This is a genomic window from Pseudomonas sp. R9.37, assembly GCF_963878885.1.
In the GTDB taxonomy this organism is placed as follows: domain Bacteria; phylum Pseudomonadota; class Gammaproteobacteria; order Pseudomonadales; family Pseudomonadaceae; genus Aquipseudomonas.
Genome location: NZ_CAWNZA010000047.1, coordinates 378017 through 396855, shown reverse-complemented (window position 1 = coordinate 396855; position 18839 = coordinate 378017). Strand labels below are relative to the sequence as shown.

Annotated in this window: 17 protein-coding genes; 5 read left to right on the top strand and 12 right to left on the bottom strand. The window is 59.1% G+C overall.

What is annotated here, in order from left to right; genetic code table 11:
* Positions 1 to 99 precede the first annotated feature (99 nt).
* On the bottom strand, positions 100 to 1791 hold the full coding sequence (fadD1, locus tag AACU78_RS25755) for a long-chain-fatty-acid--CoA ligase FadD1 (protein ID WP_106578451.1): 1692 nt from the start codon (positions 1789 to 1791) through the stop codon (positions 100 to 102).
* 389 nt (positions 1792 to 2180) lie between these two features.
* Positions 2181 to 3869, bottom strand: coding sequence for a long-chain-fatty-acid--CoA ligase FadD2 (gene fadD2 / locus AACU78_RS25750; protein ID WP_106578450.1), 1689 nt, complete (start codon positions 3867 to 3869; stop codon positions 2181 to 2183).
* Positions 3870 to 4090: 221 nt separating this feature from the next.
* Between fadD2 and AACU78_RS25745 the strand changes: the two genes are divergently transcribed.
* Together AACU78_RS25745 and AACU78_RS25740 are read left to right on the top strand one after the other, a co-directional pair.
* A complete protein-coding gene (locus tag AACU78_RS25745) occupies positions 4091 to 5035 on the top strand; it encodes an alpha/beta hydrolase (RefSeq protein ID WP_106578449.1) in 945 nt (314 codons plus the stop codon).
* 71 nt (positions 5036 to 5106) lie between these two features.
* On the top strand, positions 5107 to 5577 hold the full coding sequence (locus AACU78_RS25740; protein WP_003175719.1) for a MaoC family dehydratase: 471 nt from the start codon (positions 5107 to 5109) through the stop codon (positions 5575 to 5577).
* Positions 5578 to 5646: 69 nt separating this feature from the next.
* On the opposite strand, the gene AACU78_RS25735 is transcribed toward AACU78_RS25740, so the two are convergent.
* Complete coding sequence (locus AACU78_RS25735) at positions 5647 to 6114, bottom strand: ferritin-like domain-containing protein (protein WP_106578448.1); 468 nt, start codon at positions 6112 to 6114, stop codon at positions 5647 to 5649.
* 204 nt (positions 6115 to 6318) lie between these two features.
* Here AACU78_RS25735 and AACU78_RS25730 point away from each other — a divergent pair, with 204 nt between their 5' ends.
* Both AACU78_RS25730 and AACU78_RS25725 read left to right on the top strand, forming a co-directional pair.
* On the top strand, positions 6319 to 6555 hold the full coding sequence (locus tag AACU78_RS25730; protein WP_017139191.1) for a DUF3820 family protein: 237 nt from the start codon (positions 6319 to 6321) through the stop codon (positions 6553 to 6555).
* 10 nt (positions 6556 to 6565) lie between these two features.
* Complete coding sequence (locus tag AACU78_RS25725) at positions 6566 to 7741, top strand: aminotransferase class V-fold PLP-dependent enzyme (RefSeq protein WP_106578447.1); 1176 nt, start codon at positions 6566 to 6568, stop codon at positions 7739 to 7741.
* Positions 7742 to 7959: 218 nt separating this feature from the next.
* On the opposite strand, the gene AACU78_RS25720 is transcribed toward AACU78_RS25725, so the two are convergent.
* The 3 genes from AACU78_RS25720 to zwf are packed head-to-tail and all read right to left on the bottom strand — an operon-like array spanning position 7960 to position 10809.
* Positions 7960 to 8625, bottom strand: a complete 666-nt coding sequence (locus AACU78_RS25720; protein ID WP_106578446.1) for a bifunctional 4-hydroxy-2-oxoglutarate aldolase/2-dehydro-3-deoxy-phosphogluconate aldolase — start codon at positions 8623 to 8625, stop codon at positions 7960 to 7962.
* Between the two features lie 17 nt (positions 8626 to 8642).
* Positions 8643 to 9356 carry a 6-phosphogluconolactonase gene (gene pgl, locus AACU78_RS25715; protein ID WP_106578445.1) on the bottom strand — a complete coding sequence of 238 codons (714 nt, stop codon included), beginning with the start codon at positions 9354 to 9356 and terminating at the stop codon, positions 8643 to 8645.
* Entirely contained in the window at positions 9343 to 10809 is a 1467-nt protein-coding gene (zwf, locus tag AACU78_RS25710; protein WP_106578444.1) for a glucose-6-phosphate dehydrogenase, read from the bottom strand. The genes pgl and zwf overlap by 14 nt, the downstream gene beginning before the upstream one ends.
* 219 nt (positions 10810 to 11028) lie before the next feature.
* Between zwf and AACU78_RS25705 the strand changes: the two genes are divergently transcribed.
* The gene (locus AACU78_RS25705) at positions 11029 to 11889 is read left to right on the top strand and encodes a MurR/RpiR family transcriptional regulator (RefSeq protein ID WP_170039859.1); all 861 of its coding nucleotides are present in this window, start codon (positions 11029 to 11031) and stop codon (positions 11887 to 11889) included.
* Positions 11890 to 12010: 121 nt separating this feature from the next.
* On the opposite strand, the gene AACU78_RS25700 is transcribed toward AACU78_RS25705, so the two are convergent.
* From AACU78_RS25700 to AACU78_RS25675, 6 genes are all read right to left on the bottom strand, one after another.
* Complete coding sequence (locus AACU78_RS25700; protein WP_106578443.1) at positions 12011 to 12856, bottom strand: D-hexose-6-phosphate mutarotase; 846 nt, start codon at positions 12854 to 12856, stop codon at positions 12011 to 12013.
* A 221-nt stretch (positions 12857 to 13077) separates the two neighbouring features.
* The gene (locus AACU78_RS25695; RefSeq protein ID WP_106578442.1) at positions 13078 to 14424 is read right to left on the bottom strand and encodes a carbohydrate porin; all 1347 of its coding nucleotides are present in this window, start codon (positions 14422 to 14424) and stop codon (positions 13078 to 13080) included.
* Positions 14425 to 14521: 97 nt separating this feature from the next.
* Positions 14522 to 15682 carry an ABC transporter ATP-binding protein gene (locus tag AACU78_RS25690; RefSeq protein ID WP_106578441.1) on the bottom strand — a complete coding sequence of 387 codons (1161 nt, stop codon included), beginning with the start codon at positions 15680 to 15682 and terminating at the stop codon, positions 14522 to 14524.
* 2 nt (positions 15683 to 15684) lie between these two features.
* Positions 15685 to 16530 carry a carbohydrate ABC transporter permease gene (locus tag AACU78_RS25685; protein WP_106578440.1) on the bottom strand — a complete coding sequence of 282 codons (846 nt, stop codon included), beginning with the start codon at positions 16528 to 16530 and terminating at the stop codon, positions 15685 to 15687.
* On the bottom strand, positions 16523 to 17431 hold the full coding sequence (locus AACU78_RS25680) for a carbohydrate ABC transporter permease (RefSeq protein WP_017253695.1): 909 nt from the start codon (positions 17429 to 17431) through the stop codon (positions 16523 to 16525). The genes AACU78_RS25685 and AACU78_RS25680 overlap by 8 nt, the downstream gene beginning before the upstream one ends.
* Positions 17432 to 17523: 92 nt before the next feature.
* On the bottom strand, positions 17524 to 18810 hold the full coding sequence (locus AACU78_RS25675) for an ABC transporter substrate-binding protein (RefSeq protein WP_106578439.1): 1287 nt from the start codon (positions 18808 to 18810) through the stop codon (positions 17524 to 17526).
* Between the last annotated feature and the right edge of the window lie 29 nt (positions 18811 to 18839).

Here is an 18839-nt window from a genome sequence, read left to right as displayed (position 1 = left end):
ACTGACCCGCCACGTTCGCGAGCAAGCCCGCTCCCGCATCTGGATTGCATTCCAATCCAGGCATAAAAAAACCCCGCAATTGCGGGGTTTTTTATTGGGTTACTTTTTCAGGCCCAGCTTCTTCAGTTCTTCATCACGCAATTCACGCCGCAGGATTTTGCCCACGTTGGTGGTCGGCAACGCATCACGGAACTCAACGGCCTTGGGCACCTTGTAGCCGGTGACGTTGGCGCGCATGTGCTCCATCACCTGATCTTTGGTCAGGGTGGCACCGGGCTTGACCACGATGAAGATCTTGATGTGCTCCCCGGATTTTTCATCCGGCACGCCGATGGCCGCGCACTGCAGCACGCCGGGCAGGGTTGCCAGCACGTCTTCCAATTCGTTGGGGTAGACGTTGAAGCCGGAGACCAGAATCATGTCTTTCTTGCGGTCGACGATGCGCATGTAGCCGTCAGGCTGGATGATCGCGATGTCACCGGTCTTCAACCAGCCTTCGCTGTCGAGGATTTCGGCGGTGGCATCTTCGCGCTGCCAGTAGCCCTTCATCACTTGCGGGCCCTTGACGCACAGTTCGCCGATTTCACCGAGGGCCAGCTCGACGCCGTCATCGGTGATGACTTTGCACACAGTCGAAGGCACCGGAATGCCGATGGTGCCGATCTGGATGTTCTGGATCGGATTGACCGTGGCCACCGGGCTGGTTTCGGTCATGCCGTAGCCTTCGCAGATGTTGCAACCGGTCACGTCTTTCCAACGCTCGGCCGCGGCCAGTTGCAGGGCCATGCCGCCGGACAGGGTGACCTTCAGCGCAGAGAAGTCCAGCTTGCGAAAGCCTTCGTTGTTGCACAGCGCCACGAACAACGTGTTGAGGCCGACAAAGCCGCTGAACTTCCACTTCGACAGTTCCTTGACCATCGCCGGCAAGTCGCGCGGGTTGCTGATCAGGATGTTGTGGTTGCCGATCAGCATCATCGCCATGCAATGAAAGGTGAAGGCATAGATGTGGTACAGCGGCAGCGGCGTGATCAGGATTTCGCAACCTTCGTTGAGGTTGGAGCCCATCAGCGCCTTGCATTGCAGCATGTTGGCGACCAGGTTGCGGTGGCTGAGCATCGCGCCCTTGGCCACGCCGGTGGTGCCGCCGGTGTATTGCAGCACGGCAACATCGCTGCTGGCCGGGCTGGCATCATTGACCGCCTGGCCGTGCCCCTTGGCCAGCACGTCGTTGAACTTGATCGCCTTGGGCAAGTGATAGGCCGGGACCATTTTCTTCACGTACTTGATGACGCTGTTGATCAGCAGGCGCTTGAACGGCGACAACAGGTCGGCGACTTCAGTGACGATCACGTGTTTGACGGCGGTCTTGGGCACGACTTTTTCAGCCAGGTGCGCCATGTTCGCCAGGCAGACCAGGGCCTTGGCCCCGGAGTCATTAAATTGGTGTTCCATTTCCCGCGCGGTATACAGCGGGTTGGTGTTGACCACGATCAGGCCGGCACGGATGGCGCCGAACACGGCAACCGGGTATTGCAGGACGTTGGGCAGTTGCACGGCGATGCGATCGCCAGGCTTCAAGTCGGTATGTTGTTGCAGGTAAGCGGCGAAAGCACCGGACAATTCGTACAGTTCACCGTAGGTGATTGTTTTGCCCAGGTTGCTGAAAGCCGGCTTGTCGGCGAAGCGCTGGCAGGACTGCTTCAGTACCGCCTGAATATTTGGATACTCGTCTGGATTGATGTCTGCAGCAATCCCGGCGGGGTACTTATCCTTCCAAAAGTCTTCGTTCATGGAAGCCCACTCCTCAGCGACGCGAATTCATCATCGCATTTGATGCGATTATTATTGGTGTATGTTTTTTTAAGGTGAGTCTGGCGCTTTCAAGCAGGCCGAGAAGTCACAAAGCGCGCCGAGAGTAGCAGCTTTGCCAAGGGCCGCCTAGAGCCAAAAGGGGCCCCTACGGTCATAAACATGACTGTCCTACAATATTTGGTCACACTTTAAGCAGCGATCAAATATCCCAGCAAAAGGCTCTGGAATAGGGTTTTCAGGGCAATAAAGAATCTATGTGTAAGGGGGCTTGCCCCCGACAGCGGTGTTTCAGCCAACACATCTGCTGACTGATACACCTCCATCGGGGGCAAGCCCCCTCCCACATTTTGAGTGGCTTTCAATCATGGTCAGGCGATGTCGCGAAGCTCCCTGCGCAAAATTTTGCCCACCGGCGTCATCGGCAGCGAGTCGCGCAACACAATATGCTTGGGCACTTTGTACCCGGTGAAATTGGTCTTGCAGTACGCCTTCAGCTCTTCAAGGCTTACGCCTTGGGTACGCGCCACCACAAACAGCTTCACCGCCTCCCCGGTGCGGTCATCCGGCACGCCGATGACCGCGCAGTTGGCCACCGCCGGGTGGGCCATCACCACGTCTTCGATCTCGTTGGGGTAAACGTTGAAGCCCGAAACGATGATCAGGTCTTTCTTGCGATCAACAATGCTTACGAAGCCATCGTTGTCGATCACCGCAATGTCACCCGTCTTGAGCCAACCGTCGGCGTCCAGCGCCTCGGCGGTAGCGGCCGGCTGCTGCCAGTACCCCTTCATCACCTGCGGGCCCTTGATGCACAGTTCGCCGCGCTCACCCAATGGCAGCTCGTGCCCGTCATCGTCGATCACCTTCATCGCCGTACCCGGCACCGGAATACCCACCGTGCCCAGGCGCGATTGGCTGCCGTACGGGTTGGTACTGGCCACGGGTGAGGTTTCAGTCAGGCCGTAGCCTTCGCCGATGGAACACCCGGTCACCGCCTTCCAGCGCTCGGCCGTGGCCTTGATCAGGGCGGTGCCGCCGGAGTTGGTGATCTTGAGGTGGGAGAAATCCAGGGTCTTGAAGTCGGGGTGGTCCATCAGTGCCACAAACAGGGTGTTGAGCCCCAGCAGGCAGGAGAACCGCCACTTTTTCAGCTCCTTGATGAACCCGCCGATGTCGCGCGGGTTGGTGATCAGCACGTTGTGGTTGCCGGTCACCATCATGCACATGCAGTTCGCCGTGAAGGCATAGATGTGGTACAGCGGCAGCGGCGCGATCATCACCTCCTGCCCTTCCTTTACCAGCGGCTGGCCATCGTCGGTGACCTGGGACATGCACGCCCGGGCCTGCTGCATATTCGCCACCAGGTTGCCGTGGGTGAGCATCGCGCCCTTGGCCAGGCCAGTGGTGCCGCCGGTGTATTGCAGCACGGCGATGTCGTCCAGCGTGACCGGATGCCGGATCAACCCCTGCCCCGCGCCCATGCGCAATGCGCGTTTGAACGACACCGCCCGTGGCAGGTGGTAGGCCGGGACCATTTTCTTGACTTTGTCGACCACGGTATTGATCAACCAGCCCTTGGCGGCGGGCATGAAGTCGCCCATTTTGGCTTCGATCAGGTAGTCGATCTCGGTGTCGGCGCACACCTCCTGCACCCTCGCACCGAACAGGTTGAGGTACACCAGCGCACGCACGCCGGCATCCTTGAACTGGTGACGCATCTCGCGCGGGGTGTACAACGGGTTGGTGTTGACCACGATCAGCCCGGCACGCAGTGCGCCGAATACGGCAATCGGGTAATGCAGCACGTTGGGCAACTGCACCGCGATACGCTCGCCCGACTTGAGGTCGGTGTGTTGCTGCAGGTAACCGGCGAACGCAGCACTCTGGCGCTCAAGCTCGGCGTAGGTCAGGGTGATGCCCATGTTGCTGAACGCCGGACGGTCGGCAAAGGCCTTGCAGGAACGTTCGAAGACTTCGATCACCGACTTGTACGTGGTGAGGTCGATGTCATTGGAAACGCCCGCGGCGCGTTTGTCATTCCAGAAATCAGGTTGCATTATTCTTGTCCTCTTACCTGAGTGTGTCCGACCGCTGCAGCGATAAAAACGTGCTGCTATAAAAAGCGGAGCTTTGGGGACGTTAGCAGCTATGGCCAAACAGGCAAATACAGGAAAGAGCGTCATTAATTGCGTGAATCTTCCTACAAGGGCCTGCACTGATCAGACGCAAGCCCGAGGATGAGCTATACACTGCAACGACCCTGAGCAAAGGAAGCGCCATGAACCACAGCACCTTCTGGCTGACCGCGAATGACCGCAGCCGCCTGTACGTCAATCAATGGCTGCCGGAAGGCGAGACCCGGGCAGTCGTCATGCTGTCCCACGGCATGGCCGAGCACAGTGGTCGATATGCACGCCTGGCCCAAGCCCTGTGCGGTGCCGGTTACGGTCTGTATGCGCTGGACCAGCGCGGTCATGGCCGCACCGCCGATGAAGGCACGCTGGGGTTGTACGCCGAAAAGGACGGCTGGAACAAAGTGGTGGGCGACCTGGCCAGCCTCAACCAGCACATCGGCCAGCAGCAGCCGGGGCTGCCCATTATCCTGCTGGGCCACAGCATGGGCAGCTACATCGCCCAGGCCTACCTGCTGCACCACAGCGCCAGCCTGACTGGCGCGATTCTCAGCGGGTCGAATTTCCAACCGATTGCGCTGTACCGCGCGGCGGCGGTGATTGCTCGTATCGAACGGGCACGCCAGGGCTTGCGCGGGCGCAGTGCGTTGATCGAGTTCCTGTCGTTCGGCTCGTTCAATAAAGCCTTCAAGCCCAACCGAACGGCGTTTGATTGGCTCAGTCGCGACCCGGTCGAGGTCGACCAGTACATCACCGACCCGCTGTGCGGTTTTCGCTGCACCAACCAGTTGTGGATCGACCTGCTGGGCGGCTTGCAGCAAATCAGCAAAGCGTCCAATCTCGCGCAGATCGACCCGGGCCTGCCGATCCTGGTGATGGGCGGCGAATGTGATCCGGTGAGTGAAGGCAAGCGTCTCAAAAGCCTGGCCCATGCGTTGCGTGAGGCCGGCTGCCAGCACCTGCAATTGAATATCTACCCGCAGGCGCGTCATGAAGTGTTCAATGAAACCAACCGTGATGAAGTCACAGCGGATGTACTGGCGTGGTTGCAACAGGCTCTGACCTTGCACAGGCCGACCCGCTGCGAATAAATTTTCGTTTAAAATCAAACGCTTAAAATCATACTGTTTAATTACCGATTAGCCACAGGATGCACCCCGAGATGACTCAGGTTACCAACACCCCGTACGAAGCCCTCGAAGTCGGCCAGACCGCCAGCTACAGCAAGACTGTCGAAGAGCGCGATATCCAGTTGTTTGCCGCGATGTCCGGCGACCACAACCCGGTGCACCTGGATGCCGAGTACGCCAAGGCGACCATGTTCAAGGAGCGTATCGCCCACGGCATGTTCAGCGGCGCCCTGATCAGCGCGGCCGTTGCCTGCGAACTGCCCGGGCCGGGCACTATCTACATCGGCCAGCAGATGAGCTTCCAGAAGCCAGTGAAAATCGGCGACACCTTGACCGTGCGTCTGGAAATCCTCGAGAAGCTGCCCAAGTTTCGCGTGCGCATCGCCACTCGCGTGTTCAACCAGCGCGATGAGCTGGTAGTGGACGGTGAGGCGGAAATCCTGGCACCCCGCAAGCAGCAGGTGGTGACGTTGACCGAACTGCCGCCGATCAGCATCGGCTGATGCCTGGGTGTAAAAATTGCCCATAAAAAAAGCCCCGCATCAGCGGGGCTTTTTCTAATCAGGAGCGACTCAAGACTGAGCGCGAGCCTGGTTACGCAGGGCTTTCACCTGGTCGTGGTTACGTTGGGCGCCATGGAACTGACGCTCAACCAGGTCACGAATACCCAGCAGGTTGTGCTTGTTGATCTTCTCGATCGCTTCTTTGTAAGCCTTCAGTGCGTGGTCTTCACCGCGCTCGGCTTCGTTCAACACGGCTTCTTCATCTTTGCCGGTGACCAGCGATTTCACGTCGACCCAACCACGGTGCAGTGCGCCGGCAACCGAACCGGATTTTTCCGGATCGCCACCCAGAGCTTTCACTGCGGTTTGCAGCTCGGCGGCAGCGCTGGCGCAGTCGGCGGCACGCTTCTGGAAAAGCGCTTTGAGCTCTGGGTGCTTGATGTCTTCAGCACAAGTTGCGAAGCCTTTCTGGCCGTCTTTGCTGGTCTCGATCAGGTCGTTGAGTACAGAGATCGATTCTTTGTTGATGTCAGTCATTTTTCAATTCCTTGTGCGGGTTAAGAAACGTGTATTAATGATTGCAGCGCCCGTGCCAAGTTTTTAAAAACAACTTTTCCCTTATTTTTCAACGGGATAAAAATTATTGAACCATCTGTATGCGAGTTATTTGCATGATCTGTCATTTGGCCTTCATGCAGAATGCCTGTATTTTCCAAGGTCTCGACTTAAACGCCTTATGCCATGAACCCCGAAAAACTCGAATTGCTGATCACCCGCGAAATGCCCTTCGGCAAATACAAGGGACGGATCATCGCCGACTTGCCCGGCCCCTACCTGAACTGGTTTGCCCGCGAAGGTTTTCCTCACGGCGAGTTGGGCGGCTTGCTGGCATTGATGCAGGAAATTGACCACAACGGCCTGTCCGAACTATTGGAACCGCTGCGCGTAAAGCACGGCAAACCCGCCCCCCGCCACTGAGAGTCTCGCCATGCCAAGGAATGCAGATAACGAACGTCATTGGCAGGCCATTGCCCAGCGCTATGAGCTGGAACCTGGCCCGATCAATCTGGAAAACGGCTACTTCGGGCGTATGAGCCGCGCGGTACGGGCGCAGTACCTGGAGCACGTCGCGTTTATCAACCGCAGCAACTCGCTGTATGTGCGCCAGCGCTTTGAGCAGGGTGAAAACGTCGAGGTGCGCCGCCAACTGGCCGGGCTGATCGACGCCGACCCGGAGTCGATTGCCTTCACCCGCAATGCCACAGAGGCGTTGCAGTCACTGATCCGCAACTACAACAACCTGCAACCGGGCGACCAAGTGCTGATCAGCGACCTGGAGTACGACACGGTCAAAGGCGCGATGCGCTGGCTGGCGGGCTATCGCGGTGTGGAGATGATCGAGTTATCCCACGCCCACCCGGCCAGTTTCGACAGCCTGGTACAGACTTATCGCACCGCGTTTGTGCAGCACCCGCGCCTCAAGTTGATGGCCCTGACCCATGTGACCCACCGCACCGGCCTGGTAATGCCCGTCGAGGCGATTGCCAACGCCGCACGTGAGCACGGCGTGGATGTGATCCTTGATGGCGCCCATGCCCTGGGCCAGATCGAATTCAACCTCGCCCAACTGGGCATCCAGTTTGCCGGCTTCAATCTGCACAAATGGATCGGCGCGCCGCTGACCCTGGGCTTTCTGTACATCGCCCCGCAGCGCCTGGCCGCTATCGACCCGGACATGGGCGAGTTTCATTACCCGGCCACCGATGTTCGCGCGCGTACGCCCTATAGCACACCGAATTTCCCGGCACTGATGACCTTGCCGCTGGTGCTGGAAGAGCACCGGGCATTGGGTGGCTCGGCAGCCAAGGGCGCACGGGTCAATTATCTGCGGAATCTGTGGGTGAACCAGGTGCGTCAGTTGCCGGGTATCGAGGTGCTGACGCCGGATGACCCACGGCTGTATTGCGGGATCACGGCGTTCAAGTTCACCGGGCGTGATCAGCAGGTAATGGCGGATCGGTTGCTCAAGGACTACGACCTGTTTACCACCACCCGTGTCGGCGCGGCCTTTGGCAGCTGCATTCGGGTGACGCCGGGGTTGGTGACCTCGGCGGCGGACATCGATGTCTTGGTCAAAGCAATAACCGAGCTAAGCGCGGACTGAAATGTGGGAGCGGGCTTGTGTGGGAGCGGGCTTGCTCGCGAATACGCTGGGTCAGTCGACGAATAGGTCAACTGAACCACCGCATTCGCGAGCAAGCCCGTTCTCACATTGCTCAGCGTTGAATTTGAGGTTTTCTACAGGCAAAAAAAAGCGGCACACCGACCAAGTGCGCCGCAAAAATGCCGTTAAGCACAGCAACAACGATTCGGTAAATCAGCTTAATCCAGCAGCGCCAGCGCCTGTGCGGTGACTTCCTGGATGCGGGCCCAGTCGCCGTTCTTGATCCATTCCGGATCAAGCATCCAGCTACCGCCCACGCACATCACGTTTTTCAACGCCATGTAGTTTTTGATGTTGGCCGGACCAACGCCGCCGGTAGGGCAGAACTTCACTTCGCCGAACGGCCCACCCAGCGCCTTGATCGCAGCAACGCCGCCGCTCACTTCAGCCGGGAACAGTTTGAAGCGACGGTAACCCAGGCCATAGCCTTCCATGATGCCGGAGGCGTTGCTGATGCCTGGCAGCAACGGGATCGGGCTGTGCACCGAGGCTTCCAGCAGGTCACGGGTAATGCCTGGCGTGACGATAAACTGCGAGCCCGCCACTTCGGCGGCTTCAAGCATGTGGCGGTCGAGCACGGTGCCGGCACCGGTGCACAATTCAGGGCGTTGCTCGCGCAGCACTTGAATTGCCTTGAGGCCGAACTCGGAACGCAAGGTCACTTCCAATGCGGTCAAACCGCCGGCTGCCAGGGCATCGGCCAGCGGCAGGATGTCCTGTTCGCGGGCGATGGTGATCACCGGCAGGATCCGCGCCTTGGCGCAGAGGCTGTCGATCAAGGCAACTTTATCCGCCATGGACACGGTCGGTTGAGGGCTTTTCATAGCGGCTGATCCTTGGCTCATGGGCACCAGTAAATCTCTAAAGTAGGTTGCAAAAACGCGCGAATCGGCATGGCAGCAACGTCGTCACTGGCCAGCGCGGCGCTCAAGGTGGTCAATTTCGCGCTGCCGGAAATCGACAGCACGGTGTAGTGGGCCGTGGCCAGCAACGCGCGACTCATGGTCAGGCGCTGGTGCGGCACGGTCGGCGCGAGCATCGGCCAGCAACGGCGGGTACCGTCGGCCTTCAGTGCTTCAGCCAGGTTCGGGCTGTTGGGGAACAGCGACGCGGTGTGGCCGTCATCGCCCATGCCGAGTACCAGCACATCGATGGCGTGCAACTCTGCCAACTGGCGATCGGCCAGTTCGGCGGCGTCTTCAAGCGTGGCCGCAACGTGATACAGGCTGAGGAACTTGGCCTTGGCCGCCGGACCTTGCAGCAAGTATTTCTTCAGCAGGCCGGCGTTGCTGTCGGCGTGTTCCACCGGCACCCAACGTTCGTCGGCCAACGTGATGGTGACCTTGGACCAGTCCAGGCCCTGTTTGGCCAGGTTCTGGAAAAACGCCACGGGACTGCGGCCGCCGGACACCACCAGGGTCGCCTCGCCACGGGCACTGATGGCCGCGCGCAGTTGCTCGGCCACGTCATTGGCCAGGCCATCGGCCAGCAATACGGGCGTGCGGTACTCATGAGCAGTTACGCCCTGAGGCAGTTTCAATTCAGATATCGCCATACCATGACCTCCCATCCCGCGTGATCAGTGCAATTGAGCTCATCGGCCCCCAGGAACCCGCCGCGTACGGCTTGGGCGCATCACCGGATTTTTTCCACCCGGCGATCAACTGGTCACACCACTTCCACGCGGCTTCGATTTCATCTTTGCGAACAAACAGGTTCTGATTGCCGCGCATCACTTCCAGCAACAACCGCTCGTAGGCATCCGGAATACGGGTGCTGCGATAGGTGTCGGAAAAATTCAGTTGCAGCGGGCCACTGCGCAGTTGCATGCCCTTGTCCAGGCCTTGCTCCTTGGTCATCACACGCAAGGAAATACCTTCGTCCGGCTGCAGGCGAATGATCAGTTTGTTGCTGATCTGCAGGCGCTGCTCGGGGGCGAAGATGTAGTGGGACGGTTCCTTGAAGTGGATGACGATCTGCGACAGCTTTTGCGGCATGCGCTTGCCGGTACGCAGGTAGAACGGCACCCCGGCCCAGCGCCAGTTACGGATATCGGCACGCAGGGCGACAAAGGTTTCGGTGTCGCTCTGGGTGTTGGAATTCTCTTCTTCCAGATAACCCGGCACTGGCTTGCCGGCACTGTAGCCGGCGATGTACTGGCCGCGCACCACTTGGGTGGTCAGGCCTTCCGGACTGATCGGCGCCAGCGCCTTGAGCACCTTGACCTTCTCGTCACGGATGCTGTCGGCGGACAGGTCGGCCGGCGGGTCCATGGCGATCAGGCAAAGCAGTTGCAGCAGGTGGTTCTGGATCATGTCGCGCAGCTGGCCGGCCTTGTCGAAGTAACCCCAGCGGCCTTCGATACCGACCTGCTCGGCCACGGTGATTTCCACGTGGGAAATGTAGTGCTGGTTCCACTGGGTTTCGAACAGGCTGTTGGCAAAACGCAACGCGATCAGGTTTTGGACCGTCTCTTTGCCCAAGTAGTGGTCGATACGGTAGGTGCGGTTTTCCGGGAAAAACTGCGCCACGGCGTCGTTGACCTTGCGCGAGGACTCCAGGTCCGAACCGATGGGTTTTTCCAGCACGACGCGGGTGTTTTCCGCCAGGCCGACCTTGGCCAGGTTTTCGCAGATCGCCCCGTAAACAGCCGCAGGAGTGGCGAAATAGGCGATCAGGCGTTGGTCACTGCCGACCTTCTCGGCCAGGCCGACGTAATCGTCGGCTTTCATGAAATCGACATGCACATAGGCCAGGCGCGCGAGGAAGCGTGTGGCCACGGCTTCATCGAGTTCCTTGCCGACGTACTTACGCAGTTCTTTCTCGATGTGGGCCATGTGCTGCTGTTCGGAGCCGGCCTCACGGGCCAGGGCCAGAATGCGCGTGTCGTCGTGCAGGAGGCCTGCGCCATCGAGTTGATAGAGAGCAGGAAATAACTTGCGCAGCGCCAGATCACCCAACGCGCCAAACAGGGCAAAGGTGCAGGGTTCTACGGTTATCGAAGGCATGATGTTTGTTCTTTTATCAAGTTAAGCTACAAATACCTTTTTTCAAGGCATCACTCAAGGAAAAATGTAGTAATAACCACAACATTTTCCCGAAATACGCATTCCGAGTGGTGGTGTTCAGCTACCCTCAGTAGGATAGGCCACCGCAAAGAACCACTCGTCGATTGGTTACCGCCCTTAATTTGCATCGTCGCCCGAAGGAAAGACTGAATGGACCGCGTGCGAAATCTTCTGGAACAGATCCGGAACCGCCTCGAAGAATTGAACAAGGCCGAGAAAAAAGTCGCCGAGGTCATCCTGCTCAACCCGCAGCAGGCGACCCGCTTCTCTATCGCCGCCCTCGCCCAGGCCGCCTCGGTCAGCGAACCGACGGTCAACCGTTTCTGCCGTTCGTTCGGCGTCAGCGGTTACCCTGAACTTAAATTGCAGCTGGCGCAAAGTTTGGCCAGTGGCGCAGCGTATGTCAGCCGCGCCGTGGAAGCCGATGATAACCCTGAGGCCTACACGCAGAAGATCTTTGGCAGCGCCATCGCATCTCTGGACAGCGCCTGCCAGGCCCTGGACCCGGCCCTGATCAGCAAGGCCGTGGACCTGTTGATCCAGGCGCGGCAGATCCACTTCTTTGGCCTGGGTGCTTCGGCCCCGGTGGCCATGGATGCGCTGCACAAGTTTTTCCGCTTCAACCTGGCCGTGACCGCGCATGCCGACGTGCTGATGCAACGCATGATCGCCTCGGTGGCGCATACAGGCGAGCTGTTCGTGATTATTTCCTACACCGGGCGTACCCGCGAGTTGGTGGAAGTGGCGCGCATCGCACGGGAAAACGGTGCGTCAGTACTGGGCGTGACCGCCGAGAACTCCCCACTGGCCAAGGCCAGTACGGTGAGCCTGAACATTCCGCTGCCCGAAGACACGGACATCTACATGCCGATGACCTCGCGGATCATCCAGCTCACCGTGCTGGATGTGCTGGCGACCGGCATGACCTTGCGCCGCGGGGTGGATTTCCAGCCGCATTTGCGCAAGATCAAAGAGAGCCTGAATGACAGCCGGTATCCGGTGGGGGATGAGTTTAACTAAGCCAGCCTGTGTGCTGGCTTCACTGGCCTCATCGGGGGCAAGCCCCCTCCCACAGTTTGATTTGTGAATACCTTCAAATGTGGGAGGGGGCTTGCCCCCGATGAGGCCATCAGCCGCACCGCTAAGCCCCAGCCCTGGCCTGCAAACTCAAATGCGCCCTCTCCCCCGGCGCCAAGCTCGCACCGGCCATCGCCGACTCCACGCACACGAACCCTGACGCCTCGTTAAAGCTCACGCCCAACAACGGCCGGCTGCCCGGATGCCACACCACCGTGTCGGCGCTGTCGCCGGTGTCGATGCACAATTCGCGCTGCCAGGCGTGGTCCTTGAGGTGCAATTCGCCCTCGTGCTGGAACACCCGTTGGCACCCGCCATCCACGCGCAGCTCACCTTCCTGCTGGCAAACCTGGCGATTGAGCTGGTCATAACCTTGTGCGCCATCAAGCCCAGACAGCGCTATCTCATCCACGTGACCAATACGCCAATAGGCGTGCAAAGCATGGCTCAATTGGCACGGCAACTCGTCCTGATGCTCGGTGCACAGGCGCAGCTCCAGGGTTTCGCCCAGGTGGGCATGCAGGTCGACCTGCCAATCGCACAGCTGCAATTGCCAGTGCAGGCGCACGCCGTCGTCGTCGGTGCTGCTGTCGAGCAGTTTCCAGTCGATCAGCCGCGCCCACCCATGGGAAGGCCAGGCGTTTTCGCTCGGATGGCGCCCATACCACGGCCAGCACACCGGCACGCCGCCCCGGATGGCGCCGACTTGCGGCCACTTGGCCGCGCACCACAGCCAGGGTTTCTGGCCACGCGGTTGAAAGTGCAGCAATTGCGCGCCCTGACGACTGAACACTGCCTGGCACAACGGATGGTCGATGACCAACACGTCGCGCATCTGAAAGCGTTCCCAGGCGAATACCGGACGCTCGCGCAGGGATTTGAAAAAGCGTTGCAGCGGATGCTCATGCATGTGCCACGGTCCTGAAATTCATTGTTGCTCAAACCTTGGGTGACCCTGTGGGCGCTGGCTTGCCTGCGATAGTACCGCCTCGGTCATTCAGACAAACCGAGGCGCCTGTATCGCTGGCAAGCCAGCGCCCACATGAGGTGTGCACGGCTGCCCAAAAAAAAGCGGATAGCCATGGCTATCCGCAAAATGCGCACAGAGAGAAGGAGCTTATCGCAACAGCGTTAGAACGTAGTCTGAATTTTCAGGCCCGCAACTACCGCGTTGTCGACTTGTTTCACACCACCTGGGTTGGCGATGTACTGCAGGTTAGGACGCACGGTCAGCCAGTTGGTGACGTGGATGCCGTAGTTGAGTTCGACGTTGTACTCAGTGTTACGCAGCGGTGCGTAGCCCGCTTGATCGTAATCAGTGAAGCCGCCGGCCGCATTGAGCAACTCAGCGGTTTTCTTCACGTCACTGTTAGCGTGGATACGCGACACACCGATACCGACGTCATCCTTGGTACGCGCGTCAAATGGCCCTTTGTACACAAGCATCAACGACTGGTAGTTGTCGACCAGGTTGGTGTCTTTGTCGTGGAAGGTCACGTTGGCCGCGATGTTCAGACCACGGGAAGCGTCGCCATTGTGCGTGGTGAGTTGTTGCTGCAGAACGCCCCAGTAGCCGCTTTTGCTGCTACGAACGCGGAAAGCTGCGCCGGAGCTGCCAGCATCACCGCCGTTGACGTCTTCACGTACGTCGGTGGCATCGGCGGTGCTCTTGTAGTAACCCACACGGTATTCGCCCGGCAGGCCATTGACCTTCGGCGACCAGACCAATTCCACCGGCAATACGGTGCCCTTGGTGCCGCTGCCGCTGAGTTTGAAGCCGTTGCCGTGCTCCAACTGCGATGGGTTCTGGTTGTACGCACCGATTTGCGCATACAGCTCAGGCGTGATGTTGTACTTCACGCGGATCGCCGCTTGGCTGACAGGCCAGTTGTACCAGGTGTTTACATAGTTACCCACTTGCGAGCCGCAGAACGAGAGGTTCTGGAAGTCGCACGGGAAGGTGTTGAAGTCTTCGCCTTCACCGAAGTAACCGAGTTTCACGTCCAGCTTGTTGTCGAACATCTGGTGCTGAATCCAGAATTGGGTCAGACGCACCATGTGGCCACGGCCATCAACTTCTTGAGACGAACTCAAGGTGCCGGCACGCGGGTCACCAATGCGGTCATTGGAGATGTTCGCACCATTACGATTGGTCAACTGGATCTTGGCCTGGGTGTTATCCCAGCCCCACAGCTTTTGCAGATCCAGTGCTACGCCCAGACCGAACTGGTCAGCGTAACGGGCAGTTTTGTCGTTGTTGTAGCCACCGCTCAGGTTGGCGCCAACTTCCCCAACGTAGTCAGCCTTGATGTCGATACCTTGCTCGATCAGCTTGGTACGCTCGCCGCCCCAATCGCCGGTCATCCACTTGGAATCGGCACTGAAAGCATCGTCCGCCATCGCATTGGCGGACAATACCAGGGCTGCCGCCGCTGACAATTGGCAGATCAGCCGGGTGTTGTTGTGTTGCTTTTTCATCCCTACATCCTCGTCTTTATTGTTATTAAACTGTTTTTATCTAACGCGGGTTACTTTTTTTAACCAAAACAACAAGTTATCCATTCAGGCGCAACACTCAGCGTCCCTTGAATTGGGCCACATTGTCCGCACGGTCCTGTGCTGGCAATGAAGCGGCAGTGCCCAGGCGCTCGCCGGTGTTGGCGTCAAACAGCAGCACCTTGGCAGGATCGAATTGCAGGGTCAGGGTCTCGCCCACCTGCGGCGCCACGTCGGGCGCCAGGCGGCAGCAGACCTTGGTGTCGTTCAGTTGCACGAACACCAGAGTGTCCGGGCCGGTCGGCTCGGTGACCTGGACTTCGGCACGAATGCTCGATGCACTGTCGCCCTCGCCTGCCGCCAGCATGATCTGCTCCGGGCGCAGGCCCAGGATCACGTCACGGTCTTCGAGGCCGGCGTCCGTCACGTTAAGCGCCAGCTCGCAGCGCGCCTGGCCGCTGTCGAGCAGCGCCACCAGACGACCGTCCTTGCGTTGCAGGCGCAGCGGCACGAAGTTCATGGGTGGCGAACCGATGAAGCTCGCCACAAATTGGTTGGCGGGGTTGTTGTAGATCTCTTTTGGCGTGCCGAACTGCTGGATGATGCCGTCCTTCATCACCGCGACTTTATCGCCCAGGGTCATCGCTTCGATCTGATCGTGGGTGACGTAGACGGTGGTGGTTTTCAGACGCTGGTGCATCAGTTTCATTTCGGTGCGCATCTCGACGCGCAGCTTGGCGTCGAGGTTCGACAGCGGTTCATCGAACAGGTAAATCTTTGGTCGACGTGCCAACGCACGGCCCATGGCCACACGCTGTTGCTGACCACCGGAGAGTTGTCCCGGTTTACGGTTGAGCAAGTGTTCGATCTGCAGCAGCTTGGCCACGCGCGCCACTTCGGTGTCGATATCGGCCTGGCTCATTTTGCGAATCTTCAGGCCGAACTCGATGTTCTCGCGCACGCTCATGGTCGGGTACAGCGCGTAGGACTGGAACACCATGGCGATGTCGCGATCCTTGGGGCTCATGCCGCTGACGTCTTTATCACCGATCATGATCGCGCCGCCGGTGATGGTTTCCAGACCGGCGATGCAGTTCATCAGCGTGGATTTGCCGCAACCCGAAGGGCCGACCAGGATCAGGAACTCGCCTTCCTTGATCGACAGTTCGATGTTCTTCAAGGTGTCGGGCAGGCCGGCGCCATAGGTCTTGTTTACATTGCGAAGTTCAAGCGTAGCCATGATTACCCCTTGACCGCGCCGGCCGTGAGGCCGCGCACGAAATACTTGCCTGCGATCACATAGACCAGCAGGGTCGGCAGCCCGGCGATCATCGCCGCCGCCATATCCACGTTATATTCCTTGGCCCCGGTGCTGGTGTTGACCAGGTTGTTCAGCGCCACCGTGATGGGCTGCGAGTCGCCGCTGGAGAACACCACACCGAACAGGAAGTCGTTCCAGATCTGGGTGAACTGCCAGATCAGGCAGACCATGATGATCGGGGTCGACATTGGCAGAATGATCTGACGGAAGATGGTGAAAAAACCCGCACCGTCCAGTCGTGCCGCCTTGATCAGCGCATCCGGAATGCTCACGTAGTAGTTACGGAAGAACAGTGTAGTAAACGCCAACCCGTAGACCACGTGCACAAACACCAGGCCGGTGGTGGTGCTGGCCAGGCCCATTTTGCCGAGGGTGAACGAGGCCGGCAGCAGCACGGTCTGGAACGGCAGGAAGCAGCCGAACAACAGCAGGCCGAAGAACAACTGCGAGCCTTTGAAGCGCCAGAACGACAGCACGTAGCCGTTCAACGCGCCGATGGCGGTGGAGATGAGTACGGCCGGAACGGTGATCTTGATCGAGTTCCAGAAGTAGCCATCCACAGTGGCCCAGGCCTTGACCCAGCCGATGCCGGTGACCACGGTCGGCCAGCTCAGCAGGTTGCCGGTGCTGATGTCTTCCGGGGTTTTAAAGCTGGTCAGCAACATCACCACCAGCGGCACCAGGTACAGCAGCACAGCGAGGATCAGCACCGCGTAGATCGCGACGCGACTCAGGCTGATGGTCGGTTTGGAAGCAAGACTAGTCATTACGCTTGGTCCTCAGCTCGGAGTACAGGTAAGGCACGATGATCGCGAGGATCGCGCCGAGCATCAGGATCGCACTGGCCGAGCCCATGCCCATCTGGCCACGACTGAAGGTGAACGAGTACATGAACATCGCAGGCAAGTCGGACGAGTAGCCCGGGCCGCCGGCGGTCATGGCTGCGACCAGGTCGAAGCTCTTGATCGCGATGTGCGCGAGGATCATCACCGCACTGAAGAACACCGGACGCAGGCTGGGCAGCACCACGCTCCAGTAGATGCGCGGCAGGCTGGCGCCGTCGATCTGGGCGGCACGGATGATCGACTGATCAACCCCACGCAGGCCGGCGAGGAACATCGCCATGATGAAACCCGAGGCTTGCCACACGGCGGCAATCACCAGGCAGTACACGACGCGGTCGGGGTCGATCAGCCAGTCGAGACGGAAGCCTTCCCAGCCCCAGTCACGCAGAAGTTTGTCCAGGCCCATGCCCGGGTTGAGCAGCCATTTCCAGGCGGTACCGGTGACGATCATCGAGAGCGCCATCGGGTACAGGTAAATGGTGCGGATAAAGCCTTCGCGGCGGATTTTCTGGTCGAGGAAGATCGCCAGGGTCACGCCAATCACCAGGGTGATGCCGATAAACATCCCGCCAAAAACCGCCAGGTTCTTGCTCGCTACCCACCAGCGGTCGTTGTCGAACAACCGCGCGTATTGCGCAAGACCCGCCCATTTGTAGCTTGGCAGGAACGTGGAATTGGTGAACGACAGCACGAACGTCCACAGGATGTAGCCATAAAAGCCCACCAGCACGATGAACATGCTGGGCGCCAGCACCAGTTTAGGGAGCCAGCGCTGCAGTGCATCGAACGGCGAGGCCTTGCTGAACACAGCAACAGAACTCATGGGAAAATCCAGTACAGGGAAAAAGGACTACAGGAACAAGCCTTGTGAGGGGTCAGGGGGTTTCCCCTCACAAGGATCAGCCTTGCTAACCGTTACTTGGCAGACTTGATCGCAGCGCCGAGTTTCTTGGCGGTGTCGGCCGGGTCGGCTTTCGGGTCGTTGATGTAGTTGGTCACGACATCAAAGAACGCACCTTGCACGGCCAGGGTGGTGGCCATGTTGTGCGCCATGCTTGGCTGCAGGCCGCCGGTCTTGGCGTCAGCCAGGAAGTCCTTGGCAGCGGTCTGGGCGCAGGAATCGAAACCGAGCTTGTCCATTTCGTTGAGCATGTCGGTCCGCACCGGGATCGAGCCTTTGTTGATGCTGAAAACTTTCTGGAAGTTTTCACCCAGCACGACTTTGGCAATGTCCTGCTGACCGGCAGCAGTGCCTTTGTCTTTCTGCTTGAACACCGCCAGGGAGTCGATGTTGTAGGTGAAGGCTTTGTCGGTGCCCGGGAAGGCTACGCACTCGTAGTCCTTGCCGGCGACTTTCTTGGCAGCGGTCCACTCGGACTTGGCCCAGTCACCCATGATCTGCATGCCGGCCTTGCCGTTGATGACCTTGCCTGCTTCCAGGTTCCAGTCCTGGCCTTTGCCGTCGACGTCCATGTAGGTCGCGACTTTCTTCAGCTCAGTCAGGGCCTTGACCATTTCAGGGCCGGTGAGCGCGCCGTTATCCAGGTCGACCAGGGCTTTTTTGTAGCCATCGGCACCCATCACCGACAGTACGACCGCTTCAAACACGGTGCTGTCCTGCCACGGCTGGCCACCGTGAGCAAGCGGAATGAAGCCCGCGGCTTTGAGCTTGTCGCCGGCTGCGTAGAACTCTTCGAGGGTGGTCGGGTTCTTGGTGATACCGGCTTTCTTGAAGACTTCCGGGTTGATCCACAGCCAGTTGACGCGGTGGATGTTGACCGGCACGGCAACGTAGTTACCTTCGTACTTCACGGTATCGGAGACTTTCTTGTCGAGCAGGGAGTCCCACTTTTCTTCTTTGGCGACGTCTTTGAGCACGTCGGTGTCGAGCAAGCCAGTGGACGCCCATTCCTGGATGTCAGGGCCTTTGATCTGGGCGACGCCAGGCGGGTTGCCGGCAACTGCGCGGCTTTTCAGCACGGTCATGGCCGTGGCACCGCCGCCGCCTGCGACAGCACCGTCTTTCCAGGTGAAGCCGTCTTTCTCAACTTGGGCCTTCAGGACATCTACAGCCGCTTTTTCACCGCCCGAGGTCCACCAATGCACAACTTCAACCGTCCCTTTCGAGTCGGCGGCAAATGCACTGAGGGGAAACAACGAGGCAATGGAAATAGCTACGGCGAGGCGATTAATCGCGTTCATCTGAGTACCTTTTCTTGTTGTTATGCATG